This window comes from Huintestinicola sp. (assembly GCF_051882455.1).
GTDB lineage: Bacteria > Bacillota > Clostridia > Oscillospirales > Ruminococcaceae > Huintestinicola.
Map to the genome: position 1 here is coordinate 1 of NZ_JBJERV010000026.1, position 14,644 is coordinate 14,644.

Annotated in this window: 14 protein-coding genes and 1 tRNA gene; 12 read left to right on the forward strand and 3 right to left on the reverse strand. The window is 48.4% G+C overall.

The annotated features are described in order from the left end of the window. Positions 1-309 precede the first annotated feature (309 nt). The 10 genes from ACI4J0_RS03470 (at position 310) to ACI4J0_RS03515 (ending at position 10,910) form a co-directional block, all read left to right on the forward strand. Positions 310-1,968 carry a 2-isopropylmalate synthase gene (locus ACI4J0_RS03470; RefSeq protein ID WP_439764428.1) on the forward strand — a complete coding sequence of 553 codons (1,659 nt, stop codon included), beginning with the start codon at positions 310-312 and terminating at the stop codon, positions 1,966-1,968. 225 nt (positions 1,969-2,193) lie between these two features. Continuing rightward, positions 2,194-3,774, forward strand: a complete 1,581-nt coding sequence (locus ACI4J0_RS03475; protein WP_439764429.1) for a YceG family protein — start codon at positions 2,194-2,196, stop codon at positions 3,772-3,774. Between the two features lie 2 nt (positions 3,775-3,776). After that, the gene (locus ACI4J0_RS03480; protein ID WP_439764430.1) at positions 3,777-4,934 is read left to right on the forward strand and encodes a toxic anion resistance protein; all 1,158 of its coding nucleotides are present in this window, start codon (positions 3,777-3,779) and stop codon (positions 4,932-4,934) included. A gap of 102 nt (positions 4,935-5,036) precedes the next feature. After that, on the forward strand, positions 5,037-6,299 hold the full coding sequence (leuC, locus tag ACI4J0_RS03485; protein ID WP_439764431.1) for a 3-isopropylmalate dehydratase large subunit: 1,263 nt from the start codon (positions 5,037-5,039) through the stop codon (positions 6,297-6,299). 30 nt (positions 6,300-6,329) lie between these two features. Then, positions 6,330-6,812, forward strand: a complete 483-nt coding sequence (gene leuD / locus ACI4J0_RS03490) for a 3-isopropylmalate dehydratase small subunit (RefSeq protein WP_439764432.1) — start codon at positions 6,330-6,332, stop codon at positions 6,810-6,812. Positions 6,813-6,956: 144 nt separating this feature from the next. Continuing rightward, positions 6,957-8,039: a 3-isopropylmalate dehydrogenase gene (gene leuB, locus ACI4J0_RS03495; RefSeq protein ID WP_439764433.1), complete on the forward strand. Its 1,083-nt coding sequence runs from the start codon at positions 6,957-6,959 to the stop codon at positions 8,037-8,039. Between the two features lie 129 nt (positions 8,040-8,168). Continuing rightward, the gene (locus tag ACI4J0_RS03500; protein WP_439764434.1) at positions 8,169-8,834 is read left to right on the forward strand and encodes a hypothetical protein; all 666 of its coding nucleotides are present in this window, start codon (positions 8,169-8,171) and stop codon (positions 8,832-8,834) included. Between the two features lie 25 nt (positions 8,835-8,859). Then, positions 8,860-9,795: a homoserine O-acetyltransferase MetA gene (metA, locus tag ACI4J0_RS03505; protein WP_439764435.1), complete on the forward strand. Its 936-nt coding sequence runs from the start codon at positions 8,860-8,862 to the stop codon at positions 9,793-9,795. Positions 9,796-9,810: 15 nt separating this feature from the next. Beyond that, on the forward strand, positions 9,811-10,611 hold the full coding sequence (locus ACI4J0_RS03510) for a 3'-5' exonuclease (RefSeq protein WP_439764436.1): 801 nt from the start codon (positions 9,811-9,813) through the stop codon (positions 10,609-10,611). Continuing rightward, complete coding sequence (locus ACI4J0_RS03515; RefSeq protein WP_439764437.1) at positions 10,608-10,910, forward strand: MGMT family protein; 303 nt, start codon at positions 10,608-10,610, stop codon at positions 10,908-10,910. The genes ACI4J0_RS03510 and ACI4J0_RS03515 overlap by 4 nt, the downstream gene beginning before the upstream one ends. 33 nt (positions 10,911-10,943) lie before the next feature. On the opposite strand, the gene ACI4J0_RS03520 is transcribed toward ACI4J0_RS03515, so the two are convergent. The 3 genes from ACI4J0_RS03520 to ACI4J0_RS03530 form a co-directional block, all read right to left on the reverse strand. After that, positions 10,944-11,858: a chemotaxis protein gene (locus ACI4J0_RS03520; protein WP_439764438.1), complete on the reverse strand. Its 915-nt coding sequence runs from the start codon at positions 11,856-11,858 to the stop codon at positions 10,944-10,946. A gap of 104 nt (positions 11,859-11,962) precedes the next feature. Further along, entirely contained in the window at positions 11,963-13,144 is a 1,182-nt protein-coding gene (locus tag ACI4J0_RS03525; RefSeq protein ID WP_439764439.1) for a C39 family peptidase, read from the reverse strand. 8 nt (positions 13,145-13,152) lie between these two features. Then, positions 13,153-13,764, reverse strand: a complete 612-nt coding sequence (locus ACI4J0_RS03530; RefSeq protein WP_439764440.1) for a hypothetical protein — start codon at positions 13,762-13,764, stop codon at positions 13,153-13,155. A 170-nt stretch (positions 13,765-13,934) separates the two neighbouring features. Between ACI4J0_RS03530 and ACI4J0_RS03535 the strand changes: the two genes are divergently transcribed. After that, a tRNA-Ser gene (locus ACI4J0_RS03535) sits at positions 13,935-14,023 on the forward strand. 470 nt (positions 14,024-14,493) lie between these two features. Beyond that, positions 14,494-14,644 (forward strand): GntR family transcriptional regulator (locus ACI4J0_RS03540; protein ID WP_439764441.1); only part of this gene is annotated, 151 nt, incomplete at its 3' end.

Here is a 14,644-nt window from a genome sequence, read left to right on the forward strand (position 1 = left end):
TATAACTCGTCCTTGAGCATTCTTCTGAAAGCTTTTGCAAGTAGGTTTGAACGGGCTTCTCCCGTTACAGGGAAGCGCATTGATCGATGCGGCTGAGGCATATGGAGCGATCCATATGCGAACAAGAGTGGTAACACGGGTATTTTTACTCGTCTCTTAAAGCTTTTACGGCTTTAAAAGACGGGCTTTTTTATTTTTAAAGGGGGCGGTCGGAATGCTAAGTGACCTATGCGTACTTTATATCACTAAAATCAAATTTACGGCTTGCTCTCTTCGGGCTGCCAAGTAATCAACAGGAGGAATTTTACTATGAATGCGTCAAAATACACAAGAGGCTATTTTATGCCCCCCGTCAAGTCAATGAAATGGACCGAAAAGGAATATATCGACCACGCTCCCATGTGGTGCTCTGTAGACCTGAGAGACGGCAATCAGGCTCTCATTATCCCCATGAGCTTAGACGAAAAGCTGGAATTTTTTGAGAAGCTGGTAAAGATAGGCTTCAAGGAAATTGAGATAGGCTTCCCTGCCGCTTCCGAGACAGAGTATGAGTTCTGCCGCGCGCTGATAGAGAGAAATATGATACCCGATGATGTGCGCATACAGGTGCTCACCCAGGCAAGAGAGCATATCATCGCAAAGACCTTTGAGGCTCTGGCAGGCTGCAAGAATGCTGTTGTCCACCTCTATAACTCCACCTCTGTGGCTCAGAGAGAGCAGGTGTTCAAAAAGTCCAAGGAGGAGATCATAAAGCTGGCTGTTGAGGGCGCAAAGCTCTGCGCCGAATACCGCGAGAAAACTCCCGGCAACTTTATTTTCGAGTATTCCCCCGAAAGCTTCACAGGCACAGAGCCCGAGTTCGCTCTGGAAATATGCAACGCTGTTATTGACGTGTGGAAGCCCACTCCCGACAACAAGGTGATAATCAATCTCCCCGTTACCGTTGAGCTGTCCATGCCCCACGTTTACGCTTCGCAGATAGAGTATATGAGCGACAATCTCCACGACAGAGAGAATGTCATCATCTCCCTCCACCCCCACAACGACCGCGGCTGTGCCGTTGCCGACGCCGAGATGGGACTGCTGGCAGGAGGCGACAGAGTTGAGGGCACCTGCTTCGGAAACGGCGAAAGAACAGGAAATGTGGACATCGTTACACTGGCTATGAATATGTATTCCCAGGGCGTTGACCCTGAGCTCGATTTCTCCGATATGCAGTCGCTGGTGGAAATTTACGAGAGAGTTACCCGTATGAAGGTCAACGAGAGAAGCCCCTATGCGGGAAGGCTGGTATTTGCCGCATTCTCGGGCTCCCATCAGGACGCTATCGCAAAGGGTATGAAGTGGCGTGAGGAAAAGGATCCCGACCATTGGAACGTTCCCTATCTCCCCATCGACCCCAAGGACGTGGGCAGAGAGTACGAAGCGGACGTTATCCGTATCAATTCCCAGTCGGGCAAGGGCGGCATAGGCTACATAATGGAGCAGATGTTCGGCATCGATATGCCCCCCAAGATGAGAGAGCACTTCGGCTACGCTGTCAAGAGCGTTTCCGACCACAGCCACAAGGAGCTCATGCCCTCTGAGATAAAGCAGATATTCATGGACAGATATGTTAACATCGAGACAGATTTCAAGATAGACGAGGCGCATTTTGCTCAGAAAAACGGCATCACAGCCAGCGTTACCGTTAACAAGAACGGCAAGATAATCACAAGAGAGGCTGTGGGCAACGGCAGACTTGACGCTGTTTCCAACGCTGTGAAGGACAGTCTCGACATCAAGTATTCCCTCATAACATACCAGGAGCACGCTCTCGAGACCACTTCCCAGTCCCAGGCGGTGGCATATGTGGGCATTGAGACGGACAACGGCGTTTTCTGGGGCGCAGGCATAAAGTCTGACATCATCGACGCTTCCGTTTGCGCACTGGTTTCGGCTATCAACAACAGCGGTCTTGTAAAGTAAGCTTTCAGCAGGTCGGGACTGTTTCACGGTTTGATAACAGTCCCGATCTTTGAAAATATATGCCCGTTTTCCTGACTTCGGAAGCTTTGCAATGTATTTGCTAACAAATTTAAGAGGAGATTTTAATTAAAATTTGGTAATTTTACTTGACAGGGCAAGGCATTATATTGTATAATTTATATGTACGGCTTAGCTTAATTTTTTCAGGATTGGCGGCGATAATTTATGAATACTTTGGTGGAAATCGTCTCCGCCGATATGAACCGTCTGACAGAGGATCTGCTGGAAAATCATTCCTCAAGGCTGTTTTCCCGAGGCGGTCATTTTTCAAAGGATCAGATGATCCCCGTTTATTTTGCGCTTATCTTCGGCTGCGAGGAGAATGCGGACACCTACAGCAATTTCCTTTTCGGACTGAAGGACGACATCAAAAAGACCACAAAGCCATTTGCATTTATCGACTCCCCCATCGGCTCTCCCGATGACAATGAGCGGCTTGCCTTTTCGGGCATTGACAGAAGCGCTACGGGAAGCGTTATTTCCGGGCTTTGCTCCATGATAGAGATCAAAAAGGACCCCTCACGCACTCTTATCGCTCAGAAGGCTCTGGGTGATATGCTGTCTCTCAGCAGGACGGATATGTTTGAGGCGGGAGTATCCCTTGTTTACAAGCTGAACCTCATTGCAAACGGTATCTGCGTAAGCGAGAGCGATGAGATACCCCTTATCATGTACTACGGCAACCCCGTTCCCGAGGATATTTTCTTTCTGTGCTTCGCTCAGAGATGCGGCTTTGACGTTATATGCGTTTCCCCCGATAAAAGCTGTCTGACCGGGTTTGAGAGATGCCCCTTTGCGGATAAGATACAGAAGCTCCAGCTGCCCGCCTCAAGGGCTGTGACCCCGTTCCCCACAAAGCTTGTGAAGGCTAAGATCGCAACGGTGGCGTACAGCGCGGAAAGAGAGCTTGACACGGCGCTTTACGGCGGCGATACCATTTTCCGCGACAGGCAGTTTGAAAAAATGGACTCGGCAGTGCTGAAAACAACTCTCGACGAGATATTTATCCTCTGGGACCAGCCTGCGAAGTTCCGTTCGGGCTTTGCGGTGAGAGGCGACAGAGTTGTGGTGCCCACCATTTTCGCCAAGATAAACGGCGTTGATGACGGCGACCTTAAAGCCTACTGGCGGCAGGTAGAGGATATGATAACTCCCTTTACCACCTACATCATCAAAGCGCCCTCGTATAAACGCCCTGCGGCGAATATGCTGGCTTCCTATTCACGTTTTGTATCGGGAAACAGGATAGACACCGCAAGCCTTATGAAGTCGCCGCTCAACAAGTACAGCTTTCTTTCCGAGCCTTTGCAGGAGCTTATCTTTGAGAAGATGCAGGCTTGCGCCGAGGACGGCATGCTGGAGCTTGACGACCCTACGGAAAGCATTTGTTACATTATCCATGCGGCTTTAAATCTTGACAGAAGCGTTCTCAGGAGCCTTCAGAAATATGATTTTACCAAGGATATCCCCAAGTTTGTGGTTGTGGACTCTATCGAGGAGCCTTTTTCAAAGCTTGAATGCGTCCAGCTCCTGCTGCTTTCTTATCTGGGCTTTGATGTGCTTATCCTCTCGCCTTCGGGCTACCGCGATATAGAGGCTTACGTTTCGGACGACGCTTTCGAGACTCATACTCTGAATGAGTTTAAATATAACGTTTCGGTTCCTCGGTTCAAGACCCCCGATGAGGCGAAATATCAGAAGCAGAAAAACGGACTTTTCAAAAAATTATTCAGGAAAGGGAGATAATTATGGCATTACAGTTCACCCCATCAGAAGAAAAGAAATCCGATGTTATCCAGGCGGAGGCTACCGTTGCCGAGGATACCTCGAAAACCCTTAATCTCAAAATAACCGAGCCCCAGACCTATTCCATCGTTGACACGAGCAATCAGCTCAAGCAGGAGCTTGCTTCAAGCGATGAGATCGACAAGCTGGTAAGCACTATCAACGCAAACGACCCCAACTCCATCATCACCTTCGGAAATCAGGTGGCAGAGGAGATATCCAAGGCTTCCGACCAGGTGCTCAATTCCATGAATATGTCTCAGCTTGACGACTCAAGCGAGCTTCTCAATGCGCTCAAGAACATTATGGACCAGTTTGACGCAAAGGAGCTTACCGAAGAGAAAAAGGGTCTTTTTGCAAATCTCAGACGTCAGCTTGACAAGATACTCGCCAAGTACCACACCATGGGCGAGGACGTTGACAAGATCTATGTTCAGCTCAAGCAGTATGAGAGCGAGATACAGCAGTCCAATGTGAAGCTTGAGACTATGTACAACGCTAACATCGAATACTACAAGCAACTCCTCAAGTACATCATGGCAGGCGAGCAGGCGTGTAAGGAGCTTGACCAGTATATTGAGGATTTCCGCGTAAAGGTACAGAACAATCCCGACGCAGGCACTGCGGCTATGGACCTCCAGACCCTTGAGCAGACAAGAGGCATTATGGAGCAGAGAGTAATGGACCTTAAGATTGCGGAGAACGTTGCTATGCAGACCGTTCCTATGCTCAAGGCTATGGAATTTTCAAATATCAACCTTATCAGAAAGATAAATTCCGCATTCATCATCACCATGCCTGTATTCAAGCAGGCTCTGGCTCAGGCTGTTATGCTCAAGAGACAGCGTATCCAGGCGGACGCTATGAAGGCTCTTGACGACAAGACCAACGAGCTGCTCATCAAGAACGCTCAGAACACCGTTGACCAGACAAAGATAACCACTATGCTGGCAAACGGCAGCTCCATCAAGGTAGAGACTCTCGAAAAGACATGGCAGACTATTGTTTCGGGTATCGACGAGACAAGAAAGCTCCAGGAAGAGGCTCGTGCAAAGCGCGCCGAGGACAGCAAGCGTCTTGAAAAGCTGAAGGAAGAATACAAGGCTAAAATGAACAGCTGATAATTCTTGAGATGGGGTGCGTTCGGCGGGCGCACCCTTACACCTGCACAGATGCAGGAGATACATATATCATCAACCGTCGGGAATGGAGTAAAATCGGTTATGGGAATGACTATGACTCAGAAGATACTTGCGGCTCACGCAGGTCTTGACAAGGTAGAGGCAGGACAGCTCATCAAGTGTAAGCTGGATATGGTGCTGGGCAACGATGTTACCACCCCTGTTGCTATCAACGAATTTGAAAAGGCAGGCTTTACAAAGGTCTTTGACAATACTAAGATCTCGATGGTAATGGACCATTTCACGCCTAACAAGGACATCAAGTCCGCCGCTCACACCTTGCAGTGCAGGACCTTTGCAGGCAAGTATGACATCAAGCATTATTACGATGTGGGCGATATGGGCATTGAGCACGCGCTGCTCCCCGAAAAAGGCATTGTTGCTTCCGGCGAGTGCATTATCGGCGCTGACAGCCACACCTGTACATACGGCGCTCTGGGCGCATTCTCCACAGGCGTCGGTTCTACGGATATGTGCGCAGGAATGGCGACGGGCGAGGCTTGGTTCAAGGTGCCTTCCGCTATCAAGTTCAACCTCAAGGGCAAGCTGAATGAATATGTAATGGGCAAGGACGTTATCCTCCACATTATCGGTATGATAGGCGTTGACGGCGCACTTTACAAGTCTATGGAATTTTCCGGCGAAGGTCTTGCTTCCCTTTCAATGGACGACAGACTTTCCATGGCTAATATGGCTATCGAGGCAGGCGCAAAGAACGGCATTTTCGCTGTGGACGACATAACAAGAGAATATCAGAAGGGCAGAGTTGACAGGGAATACAAGGTTTATGAGGCTGACGAGGACGCTGTTTATGACGCAGTTTACGACATCGACCTTTCCGAGATAAAGCCCACCGTTTCCTTCCCCCACCTTCCCGAGAACACAAGAACTCCCGACAACTGGGGCGATGTTGAGATACAGCAGGTAGTTATCGGCTCCTGCACAAACGGACGTCTTGAGGATATGGAAATGGCTGCTAAGATACTCGAGGGCAGGCATATTGCAAATGGCGTTCGCTGCATAGTTATCCCCGCAACTCAGCAGGTTTACCTGGAGTGCTGCAAGAGGGGCTATATGGAGACATTCATCAACGCAGGCTGCGCTGTTTCCACTCCTACCTGCGGTCCCTGTCTGGGCGGTCATATGGGTATCCTTGCAAAGGGCGAAAGAGCCGTTGCCACCACAAACAGAAACTTTGTGGGACGTATGGGTCATCCCGAGTCGGAGGTTTATCTGGCATCTCCCGCTGTTGCGGCAGCTTCGGCAGTAACAGGCAAAATTTCTCAGCCCTCCGAGATAATGTAACCACTATTTACCGAAAGGAACGATATTACAATGAAGGTTTGCGGAAAAGTACATAAATACGGAGATAACGTTGACACCGACGTTATCATTCCTGCAAGATATCTGAACACTGCCGACCACAAGGAGCTTGCGGCTCATTGTATGGAGGATATTGACGTTGATTTCGTGAAGAACGTGAGCGAGGGAGATATTATGGTAGCCGAGCAGAATTTCGGCTGCGGCTCCTCCAGAGAGCACGCTCCCATTGCCATTAAGGCAAGCGGTATTTCCTGCGTTATCGCTTCCACCTTTGCGAGGATATTCTACCGCAACGCCATAAACATCGGTCTGCCCATTATGGAGTGCGACGAGGCGGCTAAGGATATTGACAAGGGCGACGAGGTGGAGATAGATTTCGACACAGGCGTTATCACCAACAAAACAAAGGGTCACACCTATCAGGCTCAGCCCTTCCCCCAGTTTATCAAGGAGATAATAAATGCAGGCGGTCTGCTTAATTCGCTGAAAAAGTGATCATTTAAACGGGAGCATTTTATATTATGCTCCCGTATTTGAAATTTAAGGAGAATGTTTGAAAATCAAAGATTTTCAAACCGAGTTTTGTTTCTTTGTCTGATGATAAAGAAACAAAACTCTCAGGAAAGGAATGTCATTAGAATGAATAAGAAAATTGCAGTAATAAAGGGCGACGGTATCGGTCCCGAGGTGGTTTCCGAAGCTATGAAGGTGCTTGACAAGGTTGCAGACAAATTCGGTCACAGCTTTGAGTACGATCAGCTTCTTATGGGCGGCTGCTCAATTGACGCAAACGGCGTTCCCCTTACCGATGAAACTATCGAAAGAGCAAAGGCTGCGGACGCTGTGCTTATGGGCTCAATCGGCGGAAATACCGCCACATCTCCCTGGTATAAGCTCCCTGCGGATAAGCGCCCCGAGGCAGGTCTTTTAAAGCTGAGAAAGTCCCTCAATCTCTTTGCAAATCTCCGTCCCGCGCTTCTTTACGGCGAGCTTAAGGACGCCTGCCCCTTAAAGGCTGAAATTGCCGAGCGGGGCTTTGATATGATGATAATGCGCGAGCTTACGGGCGGTCTTTACTTCGGCGCAAGAAAGACCGAGGAGGTTGACGGTGTTATGACCGCCACCGACACTCTTACATACAACGAAAACGAGATAAGAAGGATCGCCATACGTGCCTTTGATATCGCTATGAAGCGCAGAAAAAAGGTAACAAGCGTTGACAAGGCGAATGTCCTCGATTCATCAAGACTGTGGAGAAAGATAGTTGAAGAGGTGGCAAAGGATTACCCCGAGGTTTCCTATGAGCATATGCTGGTGGACAACTGCGCAATGCAGCTTGTAAAGGACCCTGCTCAGTTCGATGTGGTGCTCACAGAGAATATGTTCGGCGATATCCTTTCCGACGAGGCTTCCATGATAACAGGTTCCATCGGTATGCTTGCCTCCGCAAGCCTTAACGACACAAAGTTCGGTCTTTACGAGCCCAGCGGCGGCTCTGCGCCCGATATCGCAGGTCAGAACAAGGCTAACCCCATTGCCACCATTCTTTCCGCAGCAATGCTCCTGCGCTACTCCTTTGATATGGACAAGGAGGCTGACGCTGTTGAAGCGGCTGTTGCAAAGGTGCTGAAGGACGGCTACCGCACAGGCGATATTATGTCCGAGGGTATGAAGCTCGTTTCCTGCTCGGGTATGGGCGATGTTATTGCCGAAAATATCTGACGATATATCCGCTGCCCTGCTTCGTTTCGTGAAGCAGGGCGTTTTTCTGCATATTAACAGAAACTGCTTGAAATGTTAATCGGAATGTGATATAATATTTTAATATGCTGTGTATGTGAGGTGTTGGAAGTGAAGAAAACGGTTCCCGCTGCGTTTGCCGCCGCTGTTATATTATGCGGCTGCACAGAACAGTATGAGCCTATGCGGCAGCTCCCACCCGAGCAGACTACGACGCAGACTTCATCTACATATACGGGCACAACAGTGGATTTCATATATGTTTCCACCTCCGCCACACCCCGCAGACCCACAAACGAACTCCTAATGCCCGATTTTCCCGAAATGGACGGTGACCCCTTCGACGAGAGATTTTATGAGCTGTTTACCGGTGAGATGGCGGAGACGGCGGATATACGCTTCCCCGAGATAACGTCAATGACCATTCCCGAAGCGGATATGCCCGATATGGGGGACATTTTTTCGGAAACAGCGCCGTCATACGAGTCTGCCGATGTACGGTTTACCGAGACTCCCGAAACGGCAGTCACCGAAGCTCCCGAGGAAACATCCGATACTGCTGCCGAGACCGTTACCGCAGGCAGCTTTGTTTCGGCGACCGTTATTTCCGAAACCACCGAAAGGATTTCCGTTCCATCGGAAACTCCTTATGAGACCGATGATATTTCCGTTACATTCCCTTCATCGGAAAACTTCGACATAAACGACTATATGCCCTCGGAACAGGATTATCCCGAGTTTTCCTCGTTCGATATAAACGGCTTGTTTCAGCCATAAATTCATCTGAAAGGACAAAAATAAAATGCCTATCAATATACCCGATAATCTCCCCGCCGCCGAAACTCTCAAGGAGGAAAAAATATTCTGTATGACGGGCACCACCGCCTCCCATCAGGATATCCGTCCCTTGAGAATTGCCATACTGAACCTTATGCCCAAAAAGATAGAAACGGAAACTCAGATACTGAGACTTCTCAGCAACACCCCCATTCAGGTGGACATTGAGTTTCTCCAGACCGCTTCCCACGTTTCCAAAAACACTCCCCTTTCCCATCTGAACAAGTTTTACACCACCTTTGATTCGGTGAAGGACCAGAAATTTGACGGACTTATCATCACAGGCGCGCCTGTGGAGCAGATGGAATACGAGGAAGTGGATTACTGGGACGAGCTTTGCAGGATAATGGACTGGTCCCTTACCAATGTATTCTCCACCTTCCACATCTGCTGGGGAGCTCAGGCGGGACTTTATTATCACTATGGGGTTCCCAAATATCAGCTCAAGGAGAAGATGTTCGGTATCTTCCCCCACAAAATAGAGCTGCCCTATCACCCTCTTATCCGCGGCTTTGACGAGACATTTTTTGTTCCCCATTCACGTCACACCGAGGTAAGGCGTGAGGACATCGAGAAGGTAAAGGGGCTTGAGATACTCACGTCCTCGCCTATCTCGGGCATTCACATTGTGGGAGACAGATCCCAGCGGCTTTTCTTTGTGACAGGTCATTCCGAATATGACCGCTTCACTATCTGCGACGAGTATATGCGGGACGTGGAAAAGGGGCTGAAAATAAATATGCCCTACAACTATTTTCCATATAATGATATCGGTCAGCCGCCCCATTTCAACTGGCGCTGCCACGCAAATATGATGTTCTCAAACTGGATAAATTACTGCGTTTATCAGGAAACTCCCTACGATCTGGACAAGCTTACTCCGGTGGTCATTGAGAAGTAAAAAAGGAGGTCCCCTATGCCCCCGTTTGACAGCAGGATAATTTCCGATTATGTGGTGGTCGACCTTGAGACCACAGGGCTTAGTCCCGAAAATGACAGGATAATTGAAATTGCGGCAGTCAGAGTTATAAATGACGCTGTTGCCGACACCTTCAGTACCCTTGTAGACCCTCATCGGCACATTGACAGGTACATTACCGAAATTACGGGGATAGATGACAATATGGTCAAGGGCGCTCCCGATATCGGAGAGGCTATGCCCCGTTTCCTTGAGTTTTTGGGAGATATGCCAATTCTCGGGCATAATGTTATCCGCTTCGACCTGCGCTTTTTGCAGGCTGTGTCCGACTTAGAGGTGTTCTGCGTTGATACCCTTGATATCGCCAATCATATGCACACGGGCAGCTATGGAAAAAGCCTTACTGCTCTCTGCGCACGTTTCGGGGTCATTAACGACAACGCCCACCGCGCTCTCTCGGACTGCCTTGCCACCCATGGAGTGTATCAGAAAATGAAGGAGCATTACCGAAATAACGGTGCATATTTTACTATGGCAGTTTCCTGCGGCAGAAAAGCATATCAGGAGAATATCAGAGCAAAATGCAGGCGCGGAACTGTTCTCACCGCCGAAAAGGACGCAAAAGGCGCTCTTCTTCTCTCCGCCGGCGGCTGCCCCGTGGGAACTGTTTCGGGAAGCAGGCAGGAGGAATTTGAGGAAAATATCCGGCTTGTACGGGAGATAACCGTTTCAAAGCTTACCGAAAATGCAAAGGGCAAGCTGCTTTTAGGCGCGGAAGTAAGGCTGGGCGGAAGATGAAAGAAAAAGTCTTTGAATTTCTGCTGAATGTCCCAAAAGGCAAGGTCGTTACATATGGGCAGATAGCAGAGTATACAGGCAATAAAAAAGCCGCAAGGGCTGTGGGGAACATTCTCCACAGAAATCCCGATGAAAATAAATACCCCTGCTACAAGGCAGTTGACAGCAAGGGAAATTTATCAAGGAATTTTGCATTCGGCGGCATTGAAATGCAAAAGGAAAAATTAGAGTCTGAGGGCATTGAGGTCAGAAATTACAAGGTCGATCTCAATACATATAAATGGAATGAAACAAAATAACCTGAGAGATTTTTTATCCTCTCAGGTCATTTTTTACTGTGAAATAAGATTAAGAAGAGTCCTTATAAGCTCTGTTATCTGGGGCTTGGAGAACTGTGCGTCAGCGCCCACAGACTTGCACTTTCTTATCATCTGCTCATCGATAAGCGAAGAGAAGAGGATAACGGGGATATGTTTCAGAATGGGGTCGTCCTTGATAAGCTTTGTGAGCCTGTGACCGTCCATCTTTGGCATCTCGATATCGCTTATAACGCAGGCGATATTATCGGTGATGTCCTCGGCTGTGCAGCGGTTTTTGAAGGTGTTGACATAATCCCATGCGTCCTCGCCGTTCTGGAAGGAGACCACATTCTTGAAGCCTGTGTCCGCAAGGGTGCTTCTTATCATTTTGTTGAGGAAGGGAGAATCGTCCGCAACCACAATGCGCTTGTTTCCTGCGTCAATGCTCGCCTTGTCAACACTGCTGAGACCTGTGGTGTCGATACCGTTGCTGCGGTTGAGGTCTGAAACTATCTTCTCAAAATCGAGTATCATCAGTATTTTTCCGTTTATCTTGGCAACGCCTGTGGATATGCCCATTCCGTCCTGTCCGCCCGAAACTGCGGGAGGCTCAACGATATCCGACCAGGAAATTGTCTGGAAGCCCTTTACAGCAGTTACGTGGAATGCCACCACCATCTGGTTGAACTGGCAGACGATAAAGGTTTTCCTGGAATTTGTCTGGGGAACGTGAAGCACCTTGTGCAGGTCGATAACGGAGATAAGCTTGTCTCTGGGGATAAACACGCCCTCGACCACATCGGGGCCGTTGGGAACGGGTGTTATCTCCTGATCGGTCATTATCTCGCTTACCTTTGCGATGTTAATGCCGTAGCTGTTGTTTCCCACCGTATATTCAAGGAGCTGAAGCTCGTTGGTACCGCTTTCAAGAAGAATTTTTGTGTCCATATATGTACCCGCCTTTCGGAGATATTCCTTTTATTTATTTTATCACAAAACTCCAAAGCATTTGTTAATTTTTTGAAAACATTGTTTAAAATGCATAAAACATATTATTTATCCGTGGTCTCCGCTATAACAATTGCCTGCTGCTCCAGCTCATAAAAACGGGTCTCGAAATCCTCCATTTTAAAGGATACGATACCGTAAAGCGGGTCGTTCATATAAACATACTTCCTTTTCAGGTCATATCCCGTAAGCAGGACGCAGTGCTCATTGCCCGTCCAGGTAACGGTCTTGCCTGTGTCGCTGTCGGTCCAGGAGGGACCCTCGAATGTGGGAAGCATTTTATTCGAGACCCAGACAATAACGGGATAGCCCATATCCGTATATGCATACAGCGCCTGCGGAGTACAGCCCGTAACATTTGTCACATCAAAGCTCCTTGTGGGTATGGTAGCCAGAAACTTATCCGCACACTTTTTTATAACATCGGCGTAGCAGCCGTATGCGTTGACCTCTCGGGGGTCTCCCACGAAGACCCTGCGGTAATCTGAGGCTCGGTACTCCCCTTTTTCAAGAAAAACGTCCGCAAGAACTGTCTTTGATATTTTTATCCCATAGTGGTTTATCGCCATTGCAAGGCTTGTGACCTCGCAGCCCGTAGGCAGCTCGGGCAGCTGCTTTATAAGGGGAACACGAAGCGCCGCACTTCCCGAAAGCTTCCTTACGGGTACAGCCACCTCAATGCGCCTTGAAGCAAGAGACGGCTCCCCTGCGCACCTGACGTCCACAGAGTACACTCCCGAAGCAAGCCCGTTTATCAGCGTTTCCTCACCCGAAGCGGGACGCCAGCTCTGACCGCCGTCAATGGATATAAAATAATTTTTATTATCGTCATAATTTTTAATTCTGACCGAAATGCTGCCGCCGCCGAGCACCTCCTCGGCATATGCCGAAACCGCAGTGAATATCTCGTTTCCCGGCTCTATCCCGCTTTTGCCGATGACCGCAGGCTTTACCTCGGAAAGCCCTCCGTCACCGTACATTACGCGAAGCTGATATGTACCTTCGGGCAGGCTTAGTATGGTAAAGGGCATTTTAACACTGAAATAGCTTTGTCCTCCGTCCATACTCAGACGATAATCGGACTTTCCGCCGTCGGTGACGAAAACCGTCAGTGAGCTGCCCCTGACGGTATATCCGAAACGGGAAGCTTCTGCACAAGCGTCTGTCCCGAACACGCCGCAGCCGATAACAAAGAAAACTGCGGTGAATAAAATTTTCCTTAACATCTGAAACCTCATTTAACGGGTATCTTCTCCCAATCTCCTACCCTGCGCCCGATATCTCCCGAATAGTCCGCAATGCGGAAAACTGCTGTGCAGGAGTCCCCCTCGGAATATATCATACAGGATATTTTCGGGTCCTCCGTACTCACATAGCAGTCCCCGTAAACATAATCGGGGATAACATCGGGGTCGGGATATACAGTCATACGGATATCATATCCGGGGTCGCCGCAGGGAAAGGATATAAGCCTATCAATAAGCTCCTCGTCCTCCGATATATCGGCTGGGAGAGAAAATGCGGCGTAAAAGCAGTTCCCGTCAAAATTTTTATGGAGCCTTGCATATTTAAGTTCTGCCTGCAGTTGTGGATCAAACTGCGGCAGCTCAGCGATCACAGCCGCCTGTTCCTCGGGAGAAAAATCATCGGCATAAAGGGCATAGGAAAAGTATATATTCCCTTTTATAAGCTGCCAGCCGATATAGATCACGGCGAAAATAAGCAGGGAAAGAAAGGTGTAAAGCTTGTTTTTCGGGTCAGCGGCAGGACGAGGAACGCCGTCCTCATTAAGCTCGGGAGCTTCCTCCTCGGAGGGCAGCTCGTCCTTTTTTATCTCATCACTCATTGGCTATTGCTCCTAAACATATAATAAATTATATTATAACACATTTTTCCGATTTTTGCAACCGTACAGAAGGGGTATTTTCAGCTGTAAATGTAAACAAATTATTTTTTTGCAAAAACCCCTTGCCTTTTTTTTACGGGTATGATATAATGTTATAGTCGCATAGATATGGAGACGTATCGAAGTGGTCATAACGGGGCTGACTCGAAATCAGTTAGGGAGTGATCCCCCGCGAGTTCGAATCTCGCCGTCTCCGCCAAAAAGCGTTCTGCAAAAGACAGCACTGTCAATCCGACTGTGCTGTCTTATCTTTTTTGTCAAAATCCCTGCTGTCGATCTGAACACTTGGTAAGCCGATGCTAAAGCGATAATAAATATCGATCCTCTGCTTTATGTGCCCGATATATTCCGATATTTTAATGTTACTATCAACCGCTCCTTCGGGACACCGTTATCCGGTTTCGCTGCTTGACTATATTGGGACTTTGTGGTTTAATGCAGTATAACAGACAGTTCAACTGACCGAGCCATCGTACTATGTATGTACGGTGGCTCGTTTGTTTTATAAAAATATTTCTGAAAGCCTATTGACAAACTGTATTTCAGATGATATAATTGTATACATAGAGATTATACAATTTATACTTGCACAGCCGTCCGGAAGGCTTGCAGGTAATTCAAGGAACCGCTTGTTCAGCGCTTTCTTGACCCCAAGGAGTGTACACTTAAATGAATATCAACATCAGCAATGCAAACGGTGAGGCGATCTATTTGCAGATCGTAAACCAAATCAAGGCGCTGATACTCGAGGGCAAGCTGAAAGAAGGGGAAATGCTCCCATCTATGCGAAATCTTGCTGTCGAACTCCATATCAGCTTTA